This is a genomic window from Burkholderia crassaminum, assembly GCF_964265005.1.
Classification (GTDB): Bacteria; Pseudomonadota; Gammaproteobacteria; order Burkholderiales; family Burkholderiaceae; genus Burkholderia.
In genome coordinates, this window is the sequence record NZ_OZ183799.1 from 3,289,868 (window position 1) to 3,313,035 (window position 23,168).

General features: G+C 67.0%; 16 protein-coding genes. 8 read left to right on the plus strand and 8 right to left on the minus strand.

The genetic code is table 11. From position 1 onward, the window contains the following. Positions 1-17 precede the first annotated feature (17 nt). Positions 18-992 carry a DNA-binding protein YbiB gene (gene ybiB, locus ACPTTF_RS15280; protein ID WP_166965070.1) on the plus strand — a complete coding sequence of 325 codons (975 nt, stop codon included), beginning with the start codon at positions 18-20 and terminating at the stop codon, positions 990-992. A 379-nt stretch (positions 993-1,371) separates the two neighbouring features. Further along, positions 1,372-3,018 (plus strand): 2-isopropylmalate synthase, encoded by a 1,647-nt coding sequence (gene leuA / locus ACPTTF_RS15285; protein ID WP_423371624.1) that lies wholly within the window; start codon positions 1,372-1,374, stop codon positions 3,016-3,018. Between the two features lie 143 nt (positions 3,019-3,161). Here leuA and ACPTTF_RS15290 read toward each other — a convergent pair whose 3' ends face one another. Both ACPTTF_RS15290 and ACPTTF_RS15295 read right to left on the minus strand, forming a co-directional pair. Next, positions 3,162-3,545, minus strand: coding sequence for a nuclear transport factor 2 family protein (locus ACPTTF_RS15290; RefSeq protein WP_166965074.1), 384 nt, complete (start codon positions 3,543-3,545; stop codon positions 3,162-3,164). A gap of 45 nt (positions 3,546-3,590) precedes the next feature. Next, the gene (locus ACPTTF_RS15295) at positions 3,591-4,160 is read right to left on the minus strand and encodes an acyloxyacyl hydrolase (RefSeq protein WP_423371625.1); all 570 of its coding nucleotides are present in this window, start codon (positions 4,158-4,160) and stop codon (positions 3,591-3,593) included. Between the two features lie 359 nt (positions 4,161-4,519). Here ACPTTF_RS15295 and rpoH point away from each other — a divergent pair, with 359 nt between their 5' ends. The 6 genes from rpoH to ACPTTF_RS15325 all read left to right on the plus strand — a co-directional run bounded on the left by rpoH (position 4,520) and on the right by ACPTTF_RS15325 (position 12,087). Next, complete coding sequence (rpoH, locus tag ACPTTF_RS15300) at positions 4,520-5,455, plus strand: RNA polymerase sigma factor RpoH (protein WP_423371626.1); 936 nt, start codon at positions 4,520-4,522, stop codon at positions 5,453-5,455. A gap of 367 nt (positions 5,456-5,822) precedes the next feature. Continuing rightward, positions 5,823-6,101 carry a cytochrome oxidase putative small subunit CydP gene (gene cydP / locus ACPTTF_RS15305; protein WP_423371627.1) on the plus strand — a complete coding sequence of 93 codons (279 nt, stop codon included), beginning with the start codon at positions 5,823-5,825 and terminating at the stop codon, positions 6,099-6,101. Next, entirely contained in the window at positions 6,091-7,671 is a 1,581-nt protein-coding gene (locus tag ACPTTF_RS15310; RefSeq protein ID WP_423371628.1) for a cytochrome ubiquinol oxidase subunit I, read from the plus strand. The genes cydP and ACPTTF_RS15310 overlap by 11 nt, the downstream gene beginning before the upstream one ends. 31 nt (positions 7,672-7,702) lie before the next feature. Further along, on the plus strand, positions 7,703-8,839 hold the full coding sequence (gene cydB, locus ACPTTF_RS15315; protein ID WP_166965084.1) for a cytochrome d ubiquinol oxidase subunit II: 1,137 nt from the start codon (positions 7,703-7,705) through the stop codon (positions 8,837-8,839). A gap of 54 nt (positions 8,840-8,893) precedes the next feature. After that, positions 8,894-9,010, plus strand: coding sequence for a cytochrome bd-I oxidase subunit CydX (gene cydX / locus ACPTTF_RS15320; protein ID WP_166965086.1), 117 nt, complete (start codon positions 8,894-8,896; stop codon positions 9,008-9,010). A gap of 593 nt (positions 9,011-9,603) precedes the next feature. Continuing rightward, positions 9,604-12,087, plus strand: coding sequence for a family 20 glycosylhydrolase (locus ACPTTF_RS15325; protein WP_423371629.1), 2,484 nt, complete (start codon positions 9,604-9,606; stop codon positions 12,085-12,087). A 154-nt stretch (positions 12,088-12,241) separates the two neighbouring features. On the opposite strand, the gene nagE is transcribed toward ACPTTF_RS15325, so the two are convergent. The 6 genes from nagE to ACPTTF_RS15355 form a co-directional block, all read right to left on the minus strand. Then, entirely contained in the window at positions 12,242-14,011 is a 1,770-nt protein-coding gene (gene nagE / locus ACPTTF_RS15330; protein WP_423371630.1) for an N-acetylglucosamine-specific PTS transporter subunit IIBC, read from the minus strand. Positions 14,012-14,100: 89 nt separating this feature from the next. After that, positions 14,101-16,683, minus strand: coding sequence for a phosphoenolpyruvate--protein phosphotransferase (gene ptsP / locus ACPTTF_RS15335; protein WP_423371631.1), 2,583 nt, complete (start codon positions 16,681-16,683; stop codon positions 14,101-14,103). 15 nt (positions 16,684-16,698) lie between these two features. Next, positions 16,699-17,715: an SIS domain-containing protein gene (locus tag ACPTTF_RS15340; protein ID WP_166965225.1), complete on the minus strand. Its 1,017-nt coding sequence runs from the start codon at positions 17,713-17,715 to the stop codon at positions 16,699-16,701. Continuing rightward, positions 17,708-18,811, minus strand: coding sequence for an N-acetylglucosamine-6-phosphate deacetylase (gene nagA / locus ACPTTF_RS15345; RefSeq protein WP_041492962.1), 1,104 nt, complete (start codon positions 18,809-18,811; stop codon positions 17,708-17,710). The genes ACPTTF_RS15340 and nagA overlap by 8 nt, the downstream gene beginning before the upstream one ends. Before the next feature lie 98 nt (positions 18,812-18,909). Beyond that, positions 18,910-19,644 (minus strand): GntR family transcriptional regulator, encoded by a 735-nt coding sequence (locus ACPTTF_RS15350; RefSeq protein ID WP_423371632.1) that lies wholly within the window; start codon positions 19,642-19,644, stop codon positions 18,910-18,912. Positions 19,645-19,964: 320 nt separating this feature from the next. Continuing rightward, entirely contained in the window at positions 19,965-23,168 is a 3,204-nt protein-coding gene (locus ACPTTF_RS15355) for an error-prone DNA polymerase (protein ID WP_423371633.1), read from the minus strand.

Sequence of the window (23,168 nt, forward strand, 5' to 3'; positions counted from 1 at the left end):
GCCCGCCCCACGCCCCGATGACCGCTTCCCACGATCCCGCCGCCGTTCCGTTCCCGTGCGCCCGCTTCATCAAGGAAATCGGCCGTGGCCCGCACGGCGCGCGCGCGCTGTCCGCCGAGGACACGTTCGAACTCTATCGCGCGATGCTCGACGCGCGCGTGTCGGACGTCGAACTCGGCGCGATCCTGATCGCCTATCGGCTGAAGGGCGAATCCGCCGACGAGCTGGCCGCGATGCTCGCCGCCGCGCAGGCGTCATTCGAACCGGTGCATGTGCAGGACGCGGCGTTCCGCCCCGTATCGATCCCGAGCTACAACGGCGCGCGCAAGCAGCCGAACCTCGTGCCGCTGCTCGCACTGCTGCTCGCACGCGAAGGCGTGCCGGTGCTCGTGCATGGTGTCGCGCAGGATCCGGGCCGCGTGACGAGCGCGGAGATCTTCTCGGCGCTGTCGCTCGCGCCATCGACGTCCCACGACGCGATCGAGGACACGCTTGCCGAGCGCCGCGTCGCGTTCGCATCGATCGAGGTGCTGGCGCCGCGCATCGCACACCTGCTGTCGATGCGCAGCGTGCTCGGCGTGCGCAATTCGACGCACACGCTCGTGAAGATCCTGCAGCCGTTCGCGCCGGCCGGCCTGCGGCTCGTCAACTACACGCACCCGCCATACCGCGACAGCCTCGCGCAGCTGTTCCGCGACCATCCGGACGCCGCGCTCGGCGGCGCGCTGCTGGCACGCGGCACCGAGGGCGAAGCCGTGGCCGACACGCGGCGTCAGGTGCAGGTCGACTGGCTGCACGACGGCGTGTGCGACACGCTGATCGAGGCCGAACGTTCGTCGACCGATGCGCCACCCGTCCCCCTGCCCGAATCGCGCGATGCGGCCACGACGGCCGCGTGGACGGACGCCGTATTGCGCGGAGAGGTGCCGGTGCCCGACACGGTCGCACGGCAGGTCGCGACGATCGTGCAGATCGCCCGCATCGCGCGCTGACGGCACGCTCGCGAACTGCCTCCGCATGCCGTGCATTTGACACGCGAGCGCATCCTGGCATAGAGTTGCTCTCATGCGTTCCTTTCCGAACACCCTCCGAATTACCTCCGGCCGCCTAGCGCGGCCGCTATCGCTACGACTAGCCTAAGGCTGTCGTAGCGCCGTGTGCTGTCCGCACGGTCCCTCCCAGCAGTTCCTCGCAGTACCCCTCTCGTAGTTTTTACAACCGAAGTCGTCAGCATTCGTCCGTCTATCCGTCGGCCGATTCGCGAAGATCATCCGCATCCGCGGCGCAATTGCGCGCGGCGGTGCGAGGCAGCGCCAACCGTCGCCCATGCCGCCCGTCTTCGCTCGCGACTTGAGACCCGAGGTCCAGAAGATGCAGCGCAATCCGCAAGACAAGTACCGTCCGTTCGAGCCCGTCCGCCTCAATGGCCGCAAATGGCCGTCGCGCACCATCGAGCGCGCGCCCGTCTGGATGAGCACCGACCTGCGCGACGGCAACCAGTCGTTGATCGAGCCGATGAGCATCGAGCAGAAGCTCGAGTTCTTCGAGATGCTGGTTGCGATCGGGTTCAAGGAGATCGAAGTCGGTTTTCCGTCGGCGTCGCAAACCGACTTCGATTTCGTCCGCAAGCTGATCGACGACAAGCGGATTCCCGACGACGTGACGATCGAAGTGCTCGTGCAGGCGCGCGAAGACCTGATCGCACGCACGTTCGACGCGCTCGAAGGCGTGCCGCGCGCGATCGTGCACCTGTACAACGCGGTCTGCCCGTCGTTCCGCCGCATCGTGTTCGGGATGTCGAAGGCCGACGTGAAAGCGCTCGCGGTCGAGGGCACGCGCATCATCAAGGAACACGCCGCCGCGCGCCCCGACACGCAGTGGACCTTCCAGTACTCGCCGGAAACCTTCAGCATGACCGAGCTGACGTTCGCGCGCGAGATCTGCGACGCGGTCGCGCAAACCTGGCGCCCGACCCGCGACCACAAGATGATCGTCAACCTGCCGGCCACCGTCGAAGCCGCGAGCCCGAACGTGTTCGCCGACCAGATCGAGTGGATGGACCGCAACCTCGCGTATCGCGACAGCATCGTGCTGTCCGTGCATCCGCACAACGACCGCGGCACCGCGGTCGCGGCGGCCGAGCTTGCGCTGCTCGCGGGCGCCGATCGCATCGAGGGTTGCCTGTTCGGCAACGGCGAGCGTACCGGCAACGTCGATCTCGTCACGCTCGCGCTGAATCTCTACACGCAGGGCATCGATCCGGGCCTCGATTTCTCCGACATCGACGCCGTGCGCCGCGTCGTCGAACGCTGCAACCAGATTCCCGTGCATCCGCGCCATCCGTACGCAGGCGACCTCGTGTTCACCGCGTTCTCGGGCTCGCACCAGGACGCGATCCGCAAGGGCTTCGCGCAGCAGCGCCCCGACGCGGCCTGGGAAGTGCCTTACCTGCCGATCGACCCGGCCGACCTCGGCCGCAGCTACGACGCGGTGATCCGCGTGAACAGCCAGTCCGGCAAGGGCGGCGCGACATTCCTGCTCGAACGCGGGATGGGCTTCACGCCGACGCGCCGCGTGCAGATCGAATTCAGCCATGCGGTACAGACGCTTGCCGACGCGTCCGGCGAGGAAGTGACGGGCGACGCGATCTGCGCGCTGTTCGCGCGCGAATTCTTCGACACCGACGGGCCGGCCGCGCGTCACGGCAACGGCGCGCGCTGGCAGAACCGCGAGATCGCGGCGGCGCCCACGGCGGACACGGCGCCAGACGATGTCGTGCGACGTTTGGCCGCGGCATTCGCGGCGGCCGCCGGCGCCGCGATCGACGTCGCGTCGTGCGAACACGCGCGCACGACTGACGGACGGATCGCGGTATCGGTGGGCTGCCGGGTCGGCGATGCGCCGCTGCGGCACGGTGTCGGCGTGCACGCCGATGCGGCGGGCGCCGCGCTCGATGCGCTCGTCAGCGCGATCAACCGCTCGGCCTGGCACTGCGCGGATCGCCGCGCGGCGGCCTGACGGCCAGTTTCCGATTCAGGGTTCAAACGTCAGCGAGCGAGGCGTGACCGCCCGTGCGCCGCGCGATCCGCGCTGCACGAGGCGACAAAAAGCGGCCCAGAAGGCCGCTTCGGTCGAGACATGAAAAGGAGCGCCACAAGTGCTCATGTCTCGGTTGCGCACCGCGTCGCCTGCCACGCGAACAGGCTCCAGCGGCCCTGTTGGTGGGTATGGACGGAGGTATACGCAATCGGAAAGACCAGGCCGCCGTTGTTCGTTTCCATCTCGATCAACGCGCGCCCGGTGACGACGCAGGTTTCATCGCCGACGGGCAGCACGTCCTGCGACTGGATTTCGATCTGGCGATAGCGGCGGCGGCCGGCGACGATGGCGTCGATGAACTGCTGCTTGGTTTCGCGTTTGCCGTTGGTGTGCACGAAGAACACCTTGTCCGACAAAAGCGCGTCGAGCGCCTCGCCGTCCCCGTCCACCATCGCCCGGAACCGATCGCGCTCGAGCGCGCGGATCGCATCGACCACCTTCGTCATCGCCTGACTCCTCGGCAACGCGCACGCCGTGCGCGGGCGTGCGGATCAGAAGTTGTACTGCACGTAGAACTGGTGGAAATTTATACCAGGATTCGGCTCTTTGATACCCGCGTTAGACACATGTTCAAAACGGTAGCCGACCTGATACTGTTGCCGTTGGCCGAACTGCACGCCTACCCCGGCAGTCGGCGCGAACTGGAACGCGGTCCCCATCGAGAAACGATCCGAGATCGTCGGATGCGTCAGCAGCCGGACGCCGCCGCCGGCCTCGATGAACGGGCGGATCTCCCCGGCGCTCTTGATGAAACGGAACATCGGCGTCACGCCGAATTCGCCGATGCTGCTGTGGACGTTGCCGCCTGTGTGCCAGTAGCCGGCGTGCCCTTCCACAACGAACGCGAAGTGCCAGCCGCCAATTTCCCACCAGTTCCAGCCCGGATCCCACACCACGCCGAGATCGCCCTTGTCGACCCCGTGGCGATCCGAAAAACCGCCGCCCGCCTGAATCCCCCATCGATCCGCGCATGCCGCACCCGATCCGCCCAGAAGGGACGCCGCCAGCATCGCGTGCAGCGCAAGCCGGCTGCGGGGCCGGCGATTCTTCTTATTGTTCATCTGACACTCCAACTTTGTGGGTTGAATGGAGCCTGCCGCTTCGGCCGGCTCGAGCGAACTGAATGGTATGGTAAAGGACTTTTCGGATCGGCATCACAAAGCGAAATGACTTCCTTCCAAAACGACAAAAATTAAAATCGTCTACTGATTACCATCAGAAACAACGGCTTACGGAACTTCGCTTTGCCTCCGTTGTCGCAGATTAGACTATCGACTCGACTAACTCGATAGAAAAACGGGAACTCCGATGCCCACGCTTGCTCTAAGGAATTAGCACTCGGCTTGCGGGAGTGCTAAGATGGCCCACGGAATTTCATTCGAGACCGGGGGTTTGTCCCTGATTCCAAAGGAGTTTTTTAGTGAGCAACGCCCTGACCCTCCCGAACACCCTGAGCCCGACGCCGGCCAAGGCCGAATCGGCAGGCTCGCTGGCGCTCGCAGCCCAATCGATGTTGCCGGGCCAGCTTGGCAACATCGACGCGTATATCCAGGCCGTGAATCGCATTCCGCTGCTGACGGCCGAAGAGGAACGCCAGTACGCAACCGAATTCCGTGAAGGCAACAATCTCGACTCGGCACGCCGCCTCGTGCTGTCGCACCTGCGGCTCGTCGTGTCGATCGCGCGCAACTATCTCGGCTACGGCCTGCCGCACGGCGACCTGATCCAGGAAGGCAACATCGGCCTGATGAAGGCCGTGAAGCGCTTCGATCCGGCCCAGAACGTGCGTCTCGTGTCGTACGCGATCCACTGGATCAAGGCCGAGATTCACGAGTACATCCTGCGCAACTGGCGCACGGTGAAGGTCGCGACGACGAAGGCGCAGCGCAAGCTGTTCTTCAACCTGCGCAGCCACAAGAAGGGCCTGCAGGCGATGACGCCCGAGGAAATCGACGGCCTCGCGAAGGAACTCAACGTCAAGCGCGAAGACGTGACCGAAATGGAAACGCGCCTGTCGGGCGGCGATATCGCGCTCGAAGGGCAGGTCGAAGACGGCGAGGAGTCGTACGCGCCGATCGCCTACCTGGCCGACTCGCACAACGAACCGACCGCCGTGCTCGCCGCGCGTCAGCGCGACACACTGCAGACGGACGGCATCGCGCAGGCACTCGACGCGCTCGACGCGCGCAGCCGCCGCATCATCGAGGCGCGCTGGCTGCACGTCGACGACGACGGCTCGGGCGGCTCGACGCTGCACGATCTCGCCGCCGAGTTCGGCGTGTCGGCGGAACGCATCCGCCAGATCGAAGCGAGCGCGATGAAAAAGATGCGCACTGCCCTCGCCGAATACGCATAAATCCCGGCGATTTAGAGCGCCTCATCGAAAACCGCTGCCCGACCGGCAGCGGTTTTTTTTCGTCCGTCTTTTCCGCTGATTTTCATTCGCTTCGCCGCTACTTTCCTCACTCGTTTCTGCGCCGATTAATTGACCTGATTCGTCAGGAAATAGGCAGTTTGCGGGCCCCTTCCGCATAACCTTGATCTGCCTCAAGTTTCGGCCCGTGTTTCGCGACGGTCTGCCGCAGCGCAACACTCGGCATCGGAAAGCCGTCCTTTTAAAATTGGCATGTCAGGCGCAAAAGGATTAAAACAGCTTCACGGCCGTCATAAATCCGACGTAAAGTCGCCCCAAATCCGTTCTAAATCGATTCAGGATAATCGCCTTGATCTCGATCAATAAAGAGCCTGCGCCGCCTCCCTCGCGGCCGGCCGGTACGATCGGCTGGCGCGCGCGCATCGCCGCGTGGGCACGCGGACCGACCCTCGCCCGCGACATCACCCTGGTGCTGATCGTCAAGCTGATCCTCCTGATGTCGCTCAAATACGCATTTTTCAATCATCCGCAGGCCGAGCACATGTCGTTGCCGCCTGCCGCCGTCGCCGAGAAGCTGCTCTCGGTACCGGCGCCTGTACCCACCGAGGGAGACCACCATGATAAGTAGTGAAGTCGTCGATCTGTCGCGTCTGCAGTTCGGCATCACGGCGCTCTACCACTTCCTGTTCGTGCCGCTGACGCTCGGCCTGTCCTGGCTGCTCGTCATCATGGAAGCCGTCTACGTGATGACCGGCAAACAGGTCTACAAGGACATGACCCAGTTCTGGGGCAAGCTGTTCGGGATCAACTTCGCGATGGGCGTGACCACCGGCATCACGCTCGAATTCCAGTTCGGCACGAACTGGTCGTACTACTCGCACTATGTCGGCGACATCTTCGGCGTACCGCTCGCGGTCGAAGGCCTGATGGCGTTCTTCCTCGAATCGACGTTCGTCGGCCTGTTCTTCTTCGGCTGGAACCGCCTGTCGAAGGTCAAGCACCTGATGGTCACGTTCCTCGTCGCGCTGGGCTCGAACCTGTCCGCGCTGTGGATCCTCGTCGCGAACGGCTGGATGAACAACCCGGTCGGCGCCGAGTTCAACTACCAGACGATGCGTATGGAAATGACGAGCCTGTTCGACGTGCTGTTCAACCCCGTCGCGCAGGTGAAGTTCGTACACACGGTGTCGGCCGGCTATGTGTCGGCGGCGATGTTCGTGCTCGGCGTGTCGTCGTGGTACCTGCTGAAGAAGCGCGACGTCGACTTCGCACTGCGCTCGTTCGCGGTCGCGGCCGGCTTCGGCCTCGCGGCGACGCTCTGCGTGATCGTACTCGGCGACGAATCGGGCTATACGACCGGCGAAGTGCAGAAGATGAAGCTCGCCGCGATCGAATCCGAATGGGAAACGCAGCCGGCACCCGCATCGTTCACGCTGATCGGCATTCCGAACCAGGAAGAACAGCGCACCGACTACGCGATCAAGATCCCGTATGCGCTCGGCCTGATCGCGACACGCTCGATCGACGAACCGGTGATCGGCCTGCGCGATCTCGCAAAGCACAGCGAGGAGCACATCCAGAGCGGGATGGTCGCGTACGGCGCACTGCAGAAGATCAAGGAAGGCGACACGAGCGACGCAACCCGCGCGCTGTTCGACCAGCACAAGCAGTATCTCGGCTACGGGCTGATGCTCAAGCAGTTCACGCCGAACGTGGTCGATGCGACGCCGGAGCAGATCAAGGCCGCCGCGAAGAAGACGATCCCGCCGGTCGCGCCCGTGTTCTTCTCGTTCCGGATCATGGTGTTCCTCGGCTTCCTGTTCGTTGCCACGTTCATCGCCGCGTTCTGGTTCTGCGCGCGCCGCGAACTGCTGCAGGACAACCGCCGCTGGTTCCTCCGCTATGCGGTGTGGGCGATCCCGCTGCCGTGGATCGCGATCGAATTCGGCTGGATCGTCGCCGAGCTCGGCCGCCAGCCGTGGACGATCGCGGGCGTGCTGCCGACGCACCTGTCCGCGTCGAGCCTGCAGCCGAGCGACCTGTACCTGAGTCTCGCGGGCTTCATCCTGTTCTACACCGCGCTGTTCGTCATCGAGATCAAGCTGATGTTCAAGTACGCGCGCCTCGGCCCGTCGTCGCTGCATACCGGCCGCTATCACCACGAACTCGCGGCCGCCAGCGAGCGCGCCCCGGCCTGAGCACGCACCCGAAACGGAACAAGGAATCGCTATGGACTATGCAACTCTCAAGCTGATCTGGTGGCTGCTCGTCGGCGTGCTGCTGATCGGCTTCGCCGTCACCGACGGCTTCGACATGGGCGCGACCGCGCTGCTGCCGTTCCTCGGCAAGACCGACGAGGAACGCCGCATCATCGTCAACACCGTCGGCGCGACGTGGGAAGGCAACCAGGTATGGCTGATCACGGCCGGCGGCGCGATGTTCGCGGCCTGGCCGCTCGTCTACGCGGCGTCGTTCTCCGGCTTCTACTTCGCGATGCTGCTCGTGCTGTTCGCGTTGTTCTTCCGGCCGGTGGGCTTCGACTACCGCAGCAAGCGCCCTGACCCGCGCTGGCGCGCGGGCTGGGACTGGGGCCTGTTCGTCGGCGGTTTCGTGCCGGCGCTCGTGTTCGGCGTCGCGTTCGGCAACCTGCTGCAAGGCGTGCCGTTCAAGTTCGACAGCGACCTGCGCGTGACCTACTACGGCGGCTTCTGGGCGCTGCTGAACCCGTTCGCGCTGCTGTGCGGGCTCGTCAGCCTCACGATGCTCGTCGCGCACGGTGCGGCCTTCATCAAGATGAAGACGGAAGGCGTGATCGCACGCCGCGCGTCGGTCGCGCTGCGCGTGGCATCGTTCCTCGCGGTCGTGCTGTTCGTGCTGGCCGGCGTACTGATCGCGTCGACCATCGGCGGCTTCCACATCACGCACGCCGCGCCGACCGACACGGTCGCGAACCCGCTGCTCAAGGACGTCGCCGCCGGCTCGGGCCTGTGGCTCGCGAACTACAGCGAATTCCCGTGGATGATCGCGGCGCCCGTCGTCGGCATCGCGGGCGGCCTGCTCGCGCTGCTGCTCGCCGGTTCGAAGCAGGAAAAGACGGCGTTCTTCTGCACGGGCCTGATGATCGTCGGCGTGATCCTCACCGCGGGCTTCTCGATGTTCCCGTTCATCATGCCGTCGTCGCTCGACCCGAAGAGCAGCCTGACCGTGTGGGATTCGACGTCGAGCCACATGACGCTGCAGGTGATGCTGTTCGCGGTGATCGTGTTCCTGCCGCTCATCCTGCTTTACACGGCCTGGGTGTATCGCGTGATGCGCGGCAAGGTCACGCGCGAGGTGCTCGAAGAGAACAAGCATTCGATGTATTGAACCCGGCCGGGGCGCGCAGGCGCCCCGCCGCCCCGTTTCGCAAGGAGTCGGATCATGTGGTATTTCAGCTGGATTCTCGGTATCGGCGTCGCGCTGTCGTTCGGCATCGTCAATGCGATGTGGCTCGAAGCGCGGCAGAAGACGCAGGAAGCACGCGTGCCCCGCGACTGACACGTACGGCCGAACTAGCGGCCGCCGTCCGGAAGGAACCTCGCCTCGTGCGAGGTTTTTTTTCGCTCAGGCCGGCCGGGCAGGCCCGACACGCCGATGCCAATTTAGCGCCAGATTGATACCACTTGAATACCAATAAAAGGTTTCATAAGATCTTTGGACACGGTCGCTGACAGGCCGAATCCATCTGGGTGGGGGAGACATGCGAATCCCGTATGTGGCGCGCGCGTGCGCGCCATCTCGCCGTCGCCGCACGGCGGCCGGTTGCGCTTCGTCGGCGAGCGACGCCATCATCGTCCGCGCAGGTCGCGCGTGCGCCTTTGCCGCCGGGCGCATCGCCACCGCATCAACATCAGCGGCAGCGGCAGCCGCTGCCGTGCGCCGCCGATGAAGACATGCACCCGCCCGCGCCGATCCGACCGGCACGCCTGCCCGCCCCCCGTTCCGTAACGCACGCGCCCGCGTGCCGACTGCGCGCGAGGCAGCCGCATTGCCCGCGCACCCTGTTGTCCCCGCAGCTCCGTTGAAAGACCCGCACGCAGCGACGTCATCCCGTGACGCCGCTACGCCCCCCTTTTTTCTCAGGAGTCCGCATGAACCGTACCTTGTCTACCCTCTTTGCCGGCCTGCTGATCGCGGCACTGTCGCCGGTCGCGCTCGGCGCGCCGCCAGCGTCGAGCGCTGCGGTCGCGGCGGCCGGTGCCGTCCGTCCACCCGTGCCGCCGGCCGATCTCGCGGCGCGGCTGTCGAACGGCCTCGCGTTGCGTGTCGCTGTCGACAACAATCACGCGGCCGCGGCCGGCGTGCCGTGCGCCTCACTCGGCGCCGACGGCGCGGCCTGCGCGACGGGCCGCCTGATCCTGCAGAACCGCGGCCACCAGGCGATCGCCGACGGCGGCTGGAAGCTCTACCTGCACAGCATCCGCCGCCTGCTGCGAATCGATCGTCCCGGCTTCGCGCTGCGCCGGCTCACCGGCGACCTGTACGAACTGACACCGCAACCCGGCTCGGTGCGGCTTGCGCCGGGTGAACGCATCGAACTGCCGTTCGTCGCCGAATACTGGCTGCTGCGCTACAGCGACGTGATCCCGCGCCCGTACGTGGTCGTCGATGGCGCACCGCCCGCCGTGCTCCGCTACAACGACACCGACGACGAGCTGCGCTACGTCGAATCGCTGCCCGCCGACGCGCAGAACAACTCGACCGGCAATGTGCCGCCGGTGGCCGCACGGCCCGACGCGAGCCGCGCGCTACCGAGCGTGAAGCGCGAGCAGCCGCTGCCCGGCACGCTCGACCTGCGCGGTGTCGAGCTCACACTGCCCGATCTGCCGGACGCGCAGGTCGCGGCGCTGCGCGAACGCGCGACGACACTCGGGCTCGACGGCGCGCGCGTGCCGGTGTGGGGCGCCGTCGCGCCGCGCCGGCTGCCGGCCGACATCGCGACGCCGGGCGGCTACCGGCTCGCGATCGGGCCGCGCGGCGTGCTGATCGAAGGCTACGATCGCGCCGGCCTCTACTACGGCGTGCAGACGCTCTACTCGCTCACCCCCGGCGGCGGCGGCCCGATCCCGGCGATGCTCGTCGAGGATGCACCGCGCTTCACGCATCGCGGGATGCACGTCGACCTCGCACGCAACTTCAAGCACCCGGCGACGCTGCGCCGCCTGATCGACCAGATGAGCGCGTACAAGCTCAATCGCCTGCACCTGCATCTGTCCGACGACGAGGGCTGGCGCATCGAGATTCCCGGCCTGCCCGAGCTGACCGGGATCGGCTCGCGTCGCTGCCACGACCCGAGCGAGACGCGCTGCCTGCTGCCGCAGCTCGGCTCCGGCCCGGACAACCGCTCGGGCGGCGGCTACCTGACCCGCGACGACTACGTGTCACTGGTGCGCTACGCGGCCGCGCATTTTGTCGAGATCATCCCCGAGATCGACATGCCCGCGCATGCGCGCGCGGCCGTCGTGACGATGGAAGCACGTTACCGGCGGCTGCATGCGGCCGGCCGCGAGCAGGAAGCGAACGCATACCGGCTGCTCGATCCGCAGGACACGTCGAACCTGACGACGGTGCAGTTCTACGACCGGCGCAGCGACCTGAACCCGTGCGTGCCGGGCGCGCTCAATTTCGCGTCGAAGGTGATCCGCGAGATCGCGGCAATGCATGCGGATGCACAGGCGCCGCTGCACATCTGGCATTACGGCGGCGACGAGGCGAAGAACATCTTCCTCGGCGCGGGCTTCCAGCCGCTGAACGGCACCGATCCGACCAAGGGGCGCATCGATCTCGCCGCGCAGGACAAGCCGTGGGCGCGTTCGCCCGCGTGCACGGCGCTGCTCCAGCGCGGCGAGATCAAGTCGATCGACGAGCTGCCGACGCGTTTCGCGCAACAGGTGAGCGCGGCGGTCAGCGCGAACGGGATCGACACGATGGCCGCGTGGCAGGACGGCATCAAGCATGCGAACGGGCCGCAGGACTTCAGCACGCGCCACGTGATGGTGTCGCTGTGGGACACGATCTTCTGGGGCGCATCGGACAGCGCGCGCGACCTGAGCGGCAAGGGCTACCTGACGGTGCTCGCACTGCCCGACTACCTGTACTTCGACTTCCCGTACACGCTCAACCCGCGCGAGCGCGGTTACTACTGGGGCTCGCACGCGACGGACGAGTACAAGGTGTTCTCGCTCGCGCCCGAGAACCTGCCGCAGAACGCCGAAGTGATGGGCGACCGTGACGGCAACCCGTTCGAGGTCACGGGAACGGGCCCCGCGCCGCGCATCGAAGGCATGCAGGGGCAGGCGTGGGGCGAGGTGATGCGCAACGACACCTTCCTCGAATACATGGCCTATCCGCGGCTGCTCGCGCTCGCCGAGCGCGCGTGGCACCGGGCCGACTGGGAGCTGCCGTATGCGGCCGGCGTGCGCTTCAAGCGCGGCGATACGCATCACGTCGACACGGCCGCGCTGCAGCGCGACTGGGCCGGATTCGCGACGCTGCTCACGCAACGCGAACTGCCGAAGCTCGACCGGGCCGGCATCGGCTACCGGAAGCCGACCTTCACGCTGACGAATCCGTGAACGGCTGAACACCCGGGCGACGCGCGATGCAAACGCTTGCATCGCGCCATCGCCCGCACCAAAGAAAAACGGCTTGCGACGCACACGTCGCAAGCCGTTTTCGTTTTGCCGGCCGGCCCGAACCCGCATCGCAGGTCAGGCCGGCTTCATCGCATCAGGCCGGTTGCGCGGCCGCCCCACTGCCCGACGGCGGCAGGCGCGCGCCGAGTTGTTCGGCATAGCGTGCCGCCGCGTTGCCGCAGACGATGTGGAACGTGTCGAGCGACACCCACGCGACGTCGAGCGCACCGAGACGATCGCGATCGACCGCCGACGGATCGCGCACGACCACACGCAGGCGCGTGGTCGCGATCGCGTCGAGCGATACGACGTTGGTCGCGCCGCCGAACACCGCGAGCCAGCGCGTCGGCTCCGGATCGAGCGGGCCAGCGGCCGCGCCCGTGACGGGCTGCGCCGCGGCAGCCGTCGCCGTCGACGTGGCACCGGTCGCGCCGCTACCGATCGCGGCACGCATCTCGTCGGCAATGATGTCTGCCTCGGGCCCGATGATCACCTGCACGCTGTTGCCGCCGCGCTTGAGCACACCGCGCGCGCCGATCGACTTCAGTTCCGGCTCCGAGACCTTCTCCGGATCGACGACGGTCAGGCGCAGGCGCGTCGTGCACGCGTCGACGACCGACAGGTTGCCCGCCCCGCCGAGCGCGGCGATGTAGCGTTGCGCGCGCGGTGCGGCGGCCGTCGCGGCGGCACCCGCAGCCGGTGCGACGAAGCCGCCCGATGCATAGGATTCCGCGGCGGCATCGGCCGATGCCGGCTCACGGCCTGGCGTCGCCATGTTGAACTTGCGGATGAAGAAGCGGAACAACCCGTAGTACGCGGCGCCGTACGCAATGCCGAGCGGGATCGCGATCCAGCCCTTCGTCGACAGCCCGTAGTTCAGCACGTAGTCGATCGCGCCGGCCGAGAACGTGAAGCCGAGCTTCACGTCGAGGATCTGGCAGATCGCGAGCGACAGCCCCGTCAGCACCGCGTGGATCACGTACAGCACCGGTGCGAGGAACATGAAGCTGAATTCGATCGGCTCGGTCACGCCGGTCAGGAACGACGTGAGCGCCATCGAGAACAGCAGGCCGCCGACCATCGCGCGGCGCTCCTTCGGCGCCTCATGCAGCATCGCGAGACACGCGGCCGGCAGGCCGAACATCATGATCGGGAAGAAGCCGGCCATGAAGGTGCCCGCGGTCGGGTCGCCTGCGAAGAAGCGGTGCAGGTCGCCGTGCACGATCTCGCCGCCGGCGGGCGGCGTGAAGTTGCCGAACACGAACCACGCGAGCGAGTTGATGATGTGGTGCAGGCCCGTGACGAGCAGCAGGCGGTTCAGGAAGCCGAACACGAACGCGCCGATCGCGCCCGCCGTCGTCAGCCACTGGCCGGCCGCGTCGATCGCATGCTGGACTGGCTGCCATACGTACCCGAACGCGATGCCGAGTATCACGCAGACCAGGCCTGTAATGATCGGCACGAACCGTTTGCCGCCGAAGAACGCGAGGTAGTCCGGCAGCTTGATGTCTTTATAGCGGTTGTACAGCAAGCCCGCGACCACGCCCGCGATGATCCCGGACAGCACGCCCATGTTCAGCTTGGGATCGATGTCCTTCATGATCGCGGTTTCGATCAGGTAACCGATCGCGCCCGCGAGTGCCGCCACGCCGTTATTGTCCTTCGCGAAGCCGACCGCCACTCCGATCGCGAACAGCAGCGGCAGGTTGTCGAAGATCGCGCCGCCGGCGTCGGCGATCATCTTGATGTTGAACACGTCCGGCTGGCCGAGTCGCAGCAGGATGCCGGCGACCGGCAATACCGCGATCGGCAGCATCAGTGCCCGGCCCAGGCCCTGTATTTTCAGAAACGGATTCCCGTTCATTCAGTCCTCCAATCCTTGTCTCGTCGTTAATCGTCGTTGACCTAATTACGCTCTTGTACCGAAACGGGCCACGCGCCCGCCGCCGACGTTCAGTCGAGCGGCCAGACCTCGCGGCTTGCTGCCCTTACCGCCTGTGCCGAATCGAGCGCGAGCAGATCCTGCGCACGCTGACGGCACAACTGGTAATCGAGACGGCGCACACGCGCCTTGATGCCCGGCACCGAAACGGGGTCGACCGACAGTTCGGTCACGCCGAGGCCCACCAGGATCGGCACCGCGAGCGGATCGCCGCCGAGCGCGCCGCACACGCCGACCCACTTGCCGTGCTTCGCGGCGCCGCGCACCGCGATGTCGATCAGGCGCAGCACGGCCGGATGCAGGCCGTCGGATTGCGCGGCCAGATCGGCCTGGCAGCGGTCCATCGCGAGCGTGTACTGCGTCAGGTCGTTGGTGCCGATCGACAGGAAATCCGCGTGCTGCGCGAGCTGGTCGGCCAGCAACGCGGCCGACGGCACCTCGATCATCACGCCGACCTCGATCGGCTCGGTGCGGCCCTGTGCGCGCGCGAATTCTTCGATGCGCTTTTTCAGGCGCACGAGTTCGCCCGCGTCGGTCACCATCGGCAGCAGGATGCGCACCGCGCCGAACGGCTTCACCGCGAGCAGGCCCTGCAATTGATCGTCGAGCAGATCGGGGCGCACCTGCGCGAGACGGATGCCGCGCAGGCCGAGCGCCGGGTTCGGTTCGGGCGGCAGCGTCAGGTAATCGACTTCCTTGTCGGCGCCGACGTCGAGCGTGCGGATGATCGCCGTGCGACCCTGCAGCGCGTCGACGATCGACTGGTAGCTCTGCTGGTGTTCGACGACCGTCGGCGCGACCTGGCGATGGATGAACATCAGCTCGGTACGCAGCAGGCCGACCGCATCGGCGCCGTTGTCGACCGCCGTGTTCGCGTCGTCGAGGGTCGCGATGTTCGCGGCGACCTCGATCGCGCGGCCGTCGACCGTCTCGGCGGCAACGCCTGCCAGTTGCCGGTTCGCCTCGCGCACGCCGTCCAGGCGCTGGCGCTCGTGCCGCGCGCGTTCGACGTCGAGCGCGGTCGGTGCATGTTCGAGCCGGCCCGCGCTCGCATCGACGACGACCTGCGTGCCGTCCGGAATCGCGTACAGCGCATCGCCGACCGCCACCAGCGCCGGAATGCCGAGCTGTCGCGCGATGATCGCCGCGTGCGACGTCGCGCCGCCGCGCGCCATCACGAGCGCGGTCACGCGCTGGCGATCGAGCGACGACAGGTCCGACGGCGTGAATTCCTCGGCCGCGAGTACCGCTTCGTCGGGCAGCGCTCGCGCGGCACCGTTCGTATGACCGAGCGCGCGCAGCACGCGCTTCTCGATGTCACGCAGGTCGGCCGCACGTTCGGCGAGCAGCGCATCGTCGAGCTTCGACAGCGTGTCGATCTGCGTGCGGATCGTCGCGCGCCATGCGAAGCCCGCGCTCTTGCCGAGGCTGATCAGGTCGCGCGCCGCGTCGATCAGCGTCGGGTCTTCCAGCAGCACGCGATGCACCGCGAAGATGCCCGCTTCGCCGACCGCCCCGCGCGCCGATGCGTTGCGCACCGTTTCGTCGAGTTCGGCGTCGACGGCCTTCAGCGCCTGGTCGAGCTGGCGGCTTTCCGCAGCCGGCGTGCCCGAAGCCTGCTCGGGCAGCACGATCTCCGCATCGTCGAGACGTACCAGCGTGCCGACCGCAATGCCGGGCGCCGCGCACACGCCTGCGAGCGTGTTCGGGTCGATTGGCACGCCGGTGTTGCGCGCAATCGTCTGCGGTGCGGGCGACCTCAGCCGCGCCGGCTTTTCCTCGACTTCGCCGTGCGCTTCGCGCAGCAGCTCGTGCTCGACCGCATCGACGGCCTGCTGCGCGTGCGCGCCGCGACCGACCAGTTCGACCGTCGCGCCTTCGCCCGCGCCGAGGCCGAGCAGGCCGACGACGCTCGCGATCGATGCCTTGCGGCCGTCGAACAGCACGTCGACGCTCGCGTCGAACCCGCGCACGGCTTCGCGCGCACGCGCGGCCGGCCGCGCGTGCAGGCCGCCCGGCTGCGCGAGCACGATCTCGCGGCGCACTTCGTTCATTGCCGCCGCGCCGGTTTGTGCCGCCTGCGCAGCCGCTTCGCCCTTGCCGCGCAGCGCGAGCAACGGCGTCTCGCCGGCCGTCGCGAAACCGCTGGCACGATCGACGACTTCGAACGCGTCGGAGTTTGCGATCGCGATCACCGACACGAGCGAATGCGCGCTGCGCGCCACCGCATCCTGGTCGAACTCGATCAACAGCGTGCCCGCCTCGACACGTGCGCCGGCCTCGATGTGTGCGATGAAGCCCTGCCCGTTCAGCTCGACGGTGTCGATGCCGATGTGCAGCAGCACTTCCGCGCCTTGCGGCGTCGTGATCGTCACCGCGTGGCCCGTGCGCGCGAGATGCGACACGACGCCCGCGCACGGCGCGACGAGCTGGCCCGCGAGCGGGTCGATGCCGATGCCGTCGCCGAACATCCCGCCGGAGAACACCGGATCGGGCACGTCGGCCAGCGCGACGATCGGCCCGGTCAAGGGGCTAAGCAGGACGATCTGATCATGGGTGGGGCTCTTCAACTGGGACTCCTCGGCGCGTCTCATCGGCTGTCTCGGCTATCAGTGCGTTTCGGTGACTTTGTTCAGGTGGCGCGGCGTGTCGGGATTGCGGCCGCGCGCGACGGCGAGATCCGCCGCCATCACGTAGAACGAAAGAATGGCGGCGATCGGGTCGAGCGCCGAATGGGCGGACTGCGCGAGCGGCAGCACCGTACCGGTCAGGCCGGGCGTGCCGGCCGGCGCCGCGAGCAGCACGGCGGCACCGCGTGCGCGCATGTCTGCGGCGAGCTGCAGCAGGCCGGCCTGCTCGGGCCCCGGCGGGGCGAACACGAGCAGCGGATAGTCGCGATCGATCAGCTCCATCGGGCCGTGACGGACTTCTGCGCTCGAGAACGCCTCGGCCTGGATGCCGGACGTTTCCTTCAACTTCAGCGCGGCTTCCTGCGCGATCGCGAGGCCCAGGCCGCGGCCGATCACGATCATCCGCTCGACACCCGCCAGCGCGGCAACGGCCTGCGACCAGTCGAGCTGGCCGGCCTGCGCGAGCACGTCGGGCAGGCCGCGCAGCGCGGTCATCAGCGCGGCGTCGCGCTGCCAGTAGGCGACGATCTGCGCGGACAGCGACAGCATCGCGATATAGCTCTTCGTCGCGGCGACCGACAATTCGGGGCCGGCGAGCAGCGGCAACTGGTGCTCGCACGCATCGGCGAGCGGCGACGGCAGCACGTTCACGGCGGCGACGGTGCGCGCGCCGGCTTCGCGCAGCGCGGCCATCGTGTTGACGAGATCGGGGCTCTTGCCCGACTGGGAGAAGGCGATCGCGAGCTGGTCCTGCACCTTCAGCGGCGCCTGCTGCAGCGTGGCGACCGACATCGGCAGCGACGCGACCGGCACGCCGAGGCGGCTCATCGTCAGGCTCGCGAAATAGCTCGCGGCGTGATCCGAGCTGCCGCGCGCGACCGTCAGCGCAACGGCCGGCGGGTGATCGAGCAATTGGCCGGCGAGCGCTTCGACGCGCGCGGTGTCGGCGATCTGCGCGGCGACGACCTGGGCGGACTCGCGCGCTTCCTTAAGCATATTCGACAATCGATTCTCCTTCGACGTAGGTCGCGGTGAGGTTCAGGTCGCGGTCGAACACCGCGAGGTCGGCCCATGCGCCGCGCTCGAGGCGGCCGCGATCGGTGACGCCGAGGTAGTCGGCCGCGTAGCGCGACATCCGGTTCGACACGTCGGCGATCGGCAGGCCGAGCGACACGAGGTTGCGCAGCGCCTGGTCCATGGTCAGCGTGCTGCCGGCGAGCGTGCCGTCGGCCAGCCGCACGCCGCCGAGGCACTTCGTCACGTGCTGGCTGCCGAGCCGGTATTCGCCGTCGGGCATGCCCGTTGCGGACGTGCTGTCGGTCACGACGTACAGGCGCGGGATCGCACGCAGCGCAGCACGAATCGCGCCCGGGTGCACGTGCAGCAGATCGGGAATGATTTCCGCGTATTCGGCATGAGCAAGCGCCGCGCCTACCAGGCCGGGGTTGCGGTGATGCAGCGGCGACATCGCGTTGAACAGGTGCGTGAAGCCGCACGCGCCGTGCTTGAGCGCGGCGACCGCGTCGTCGTAGGTCGCGAGCGAGTGGCCGAGCTGCACGCGTACGCCGCGTGCGGCCATCTCGCCGATGATCTCGATGTGGCCGGCGATTTCCGGCGCGAGCGTGACGACGCGGATCGGCGCGATCGACAGGTACTTCAGCACTTCGTCGAGCACGGCCGATACGGCCGCGTCGGGCTGCGCGCCGAGCTTGCCGGGGTTGATGTACGGGCCTTCGAGATGCACGCCGAGCACGCGCGCGCCGCCCGGCGTGCGGGTGCGTGCGACGCTGCCGAGGTTGCCGACGACTTTCATCAGCTCGTCGCGCGGCGCGGTCATCGTCGTCGCGAGCAGGCTCGTCGTGCCGAATTGCGCGTGCGTGCGGGCGATCGTCTCGATTGCGTCGCCGCCTTCCATCACGTCGGCACCGCCACCGCCATGGACATGCAGGTCGATAAAGCCGGGCAGGATGTAAGGCGCGTCGTTCTTCGCGGGATCGACGGGCTTGCCGTCGAGCGTCGTGATGCGGCCGTTCTCGCTATCGAGCGAACCGTGAATCCAGCCGTCGGGGGTAAGGATGTTTCCAGTCAGCATGACGTTCTCTTGATGATCTGGTGACGCGGGCATCCGCGTCGTGATTTGCAAATTCGTGTCGTTGCTTCGCGCCTGTCGCGCGCGGGCAGTCTCGCGCGTCAGCGTTTCAGTTCGGCGACGAAGTCGTAGTAGTCGTCGCGGCAATACGTTTCGCTCACTTCGATCGCGCGCTGGTCGGCGCCGTAGCCGATCCGTCTGATCACCAGCAGCGCCGAGCCCGGCTGAACCGCCATCCATTTCGCGATCGCGTGCGTCGCGTTCGCCGCGCGAAAGTGCTGCAGCGCGCGCACGACGGTCATGCCGCGCGCCTCGAGGTACTCGTACAGCGACGCACCGAGTGCCTGCGGATCGGGCACCACCGCGGCCGGCAGCGTCGAGTGCTCGACCGCCATCACGATGCCGTCCGCGCGGCGCAGCCGTTCGAGCCGCGCCACCGTCGCGCCGGGTGCGAGGCCGAGATGCGTGATCTCGTCACGGCTCGCGGCGCGCAGCGTGCGCGACAGCCACACCGAATCGGGCACGAAGCCACGCTGCTTCATCTTCGCGGTGAAGCCGACGAGACGCGACAGCGGATCGGCGACGCGCGGCGTGATGAAGCTGCCCGCTCCGCGCGCCCGCTTGATCAGCCCCTGCTCGACCAGCAGCGCGAGTGCGCGACGGGCCGTGATCCGCGACACGCCGACCGACACCGACAGCAGCCGCTCCGACGGCAGCGCCTCGCCGGCCCGCCACGCGCCGGCGTGGATCGCGCTCGCCAGGTTGCGGGCGAGCTGCAGATAGAGCGGCGTGTCGCTGAGGGGATCGGGCGCCAGTTCGGACCAGCCGGTTTCCATGTGCCTCCGGGTGTCGGACGACGATCTCGGACCGTCGAAAGTGAACGCATTATATAACCACCATAATACCAGTCAACGAACTGGTATTAGCGGCGTGGAAATCGCCGAAAGCCTTGCCAGGCAAGCGTTTTAGTAGCAATAAATCCTTTGTTTACAACGTGATGCGGGATAGGGATTTACCCGGATTGGTATGCAAGGGGACAGTTCCGGCGCTGGATTTGCCGGGTTTGGAGGGCTGGAAACGATACCGAAATAGAACCAGTTCAGTTGACTGGTATGCACCGGGTGGCAGCACGCGGGCGGCGTGCCGGCGCCATGCTTCAGTGGAACTCGCGGCTCGACGTGCGCAGGCCGCCGAGCAGCGGCGTCAGGTCCTCGAAATGCTGCACGACGAGGTGCCTCACGTCGCTCGCGACCTGCCACACGCCGGACGCGGCGAGCAGCCGCGAATCGAGGGTTTCGCGGCGCTGCCGCGCGAGCAGCTCGGGCCGGACGATCAGGTTCACGCAGCCCGTTTCGTCCTCGAGCGTCATGAACATCACGCCTTTCGCTGTGCCCGGCATCTGCCGTGCGGTCACTAGCCCGCACGCGCGCGCGAGCCGGCCGTCGGGGCGGTCGTGCAATTCGGCCGCGGACGACAGCCGCCGCGCGCGTAGCTCGGGCCGCAGCAGCGCGACGGGGTGGCGGTTCAGCGTGAGGCCGGTGGTGTGATAGTCGGCGAGGATGTCGTCGGCTTCCGACGGCGCACCGAGCGCAGGCTTCTCTTCCTCGTCGATCGGCGCGGTCGCCAGCAGGTCGCGCTCCGGCGCCGCCGCGACGGCCTGCCACAACGCGTCGCGGCGATGGCCGGCGAGCGTCGCGAGCGCGTTCGCGGCGGCGAGCGCTTCGAGGTCGCGGCGTTCGAGTTGCGCGCGGCGTGCAAGGGTGTCGACGTTGTCGAAGGGGCCGGCTGCGCGTGCGATTTCGATGCGGCGCGCGGCGGCTTCGCCGAGGCCGCGCACGAGCGACAGGCCGAGCCGCACTGCAGGCTGGCCGTGAGGCGGCAGTTGGCCGGGCAGCGCTTCGAGCGACGCTTCCCAGCCGCTTTGCATGACGTCGATCGGCAGCACCTGCACACCGTGGCGCTTCGCGTCCTGCACGAGTTGCGACGGCGGGTAAAAACCCATCGGCTGGCTGTTCAACAATGCCGCGAGGAAGATCGCCGGTTCGTGGCATTTGAGCCAGCTGCTGGCGTAGGCGAGCTTCGCGAAGCTGGCCGCGTGGCTCTCGGGGAAACCGTAATCGCCGAAACCCTTGATCTGCTCGAAAATCTGTTCGGCAAACTCGGGCGGATAGTCGCGCTCGCGCATCCCGTCGACGATCTTGCTGTGATATTGCTCCAGATTGCCCTTGCGCTTCCACGCGGCCATCGCGCGCCGCAACTGGTCGGCCTCACCGGCCGTGAAGCCGGCCGCGATCATCGCGATCTGCATCACCTGTTCCTGGAAGATCGGCACGCCGTACGTCCGTGCGAGCGCAGGCTTCAAGTCCTCCTTTGGATAACTGACCTTTTCGATGCCCTGGCGCCGTTTCAGGTAGGGATGCACTGCCCCGCCCTGGATCGGCCCCGGCCGCACGATCGCAACCTCGATCACCAGATCGTAGTAAGTACGCGGGCGCAGGCGCGGCAGCATCGACATCTGCGCACGCGATTCGATCTGGAACACGCCGACCGTGTCGGCGCGGCAGATCATGTCGTAGGTCGCTTCGTCATCCTGCGGAATGTGCTTCAGCGTGAACGGCTCACCATCCGGCTCCGGCGGCCCGCGCCACGCGGTGCGCATGTCGAATGCGCGATGCAGCGCCGACAGCATGCCGAGCGCGAGCACGTCGACCTTCATCAGCCCGAGTGCTTCGAGATCGTCCTTGTCCCACTGGATCACGCGCCGCCCGTCCATCGCCGCGTTCTCGACCGGCACGAGCCGCGTGAGCTTGCCGCGGCTGATCACGAAGCCGCCGGAGTGCTGCGACAGGTGGCGCGGAAAGTTCAGCAGCCGCGCGGCGAGCCGGGCCCACGCCTGGATGAGCGGCGTCTCGGGATCGAGCCCGGTCGTCGAGAATTGCTGCAGCAGGTCGCGGCTGCCGTCGAACCAGCGGTGCGCTTTCGCGACGCGATCGACCAGCATCGGATCGACGCCGAGCGCCTTGCCGGTCTCGCGCAGCACGCCACGCGGGCGATAGGTCGATACGGCGGCCGCAAGTGCGGCGCGATCATGCCCGTACTTCTTGTAGATATGCTGAATCACTTCTTCCCGGCGCTGATGCTCGAAATCGACGTCGATATCGGGCGGCTCGCCGCGCTCCACGCTGATGAAGCGCTCGAACAGCATCGTGCTCTGCTCGGGATTCACCTCGGTGATGCCGAGGCAGAAGCAGACGACGGAGTTCGCCGCCGAGCCGCGCCCCTGGCACAGGATGTTCTGGCTGCGCGCGTATTTGACGATGTCGTAGACGGTCAGGAAGAACGGTTCGTAGCTCAGTCGTGCAATCAGGTCGAGTTCATAGCGGATCTGCTTCTCGACTTTCTCCGGAATACCCTGCGGATAGCGTTCCGCCGCACCTGCCCGGGTTTCCTGTTCCAGATAGCTCGTCGGTGTGAGCCCCTTCGGCACGATCTCGTCGGGATACTCGTAGCGAAGCGAGCTGAGTTTGAAATCGCACGCATCGAGAATCGCGCACGTCTGCGCGATCTCGTCCGCCGAGTACAACTGCCCGATGCGCTGTCGCAAACGCAGATGCTGTTCCGCATTCGGCGCCAGTGCATAACCGCACTCCGAAACCGGCATCCCGACGCGGATCGCCGTCATCACGTCCTGCAGCTCCTTGCACGAGCGCCGGTGCATCGTCACGTCGCCCAGCGCGACGATGCGCACGCCACGCCGCTCGCCGGCCGCGCGAATCTCCTCGCGCTGCGCGCCATCCAGCGCACGCTGCAACTGCACGAGCCCGAGCCGCGCACGTTCGACGAACGTCGCGCGAAACCACGCGACCTGTGCATCGAGCACGTCCGCGCGCACCGGGTACGCGGGCACGAGAATCGCGAAGCAGTCGGGCATGCCGCGCAGGTGTGCGAACTCCGCAGGCGGCGCCGACAGCATCCGCGACGTCAGCTTGTAGGTGCCCTTTGGCGACGCCATCCGCCGCCATGAAATCAGCTCTGAAAGATTGCCGTACCCCTCGCGATTCTGTGCAAGCAACACGAGCCCGAACGCACCGGGGCCCGGATCGTGGCCGGGCGCGACGTCATCCGGCGTGACTTCGAAGTACGAACCGATGACGAGCGGCAGCCCTTTCGCCTTCGCCGCGACATGCATGCGCGGTGCGCCAGCGAGCGAGCATTCGTCGGTGATCGCAATCCCGCGATAGCCGAGTTCCGCCGCACGCTCGACCAGTTCTTCCGCATGCGACGCACCGTGCAGGAACGAAAAGTTCGAGCGGCAGAACAACTCCGCGTAATCGGGCAGCCAACTGAATTCCGCAATCAT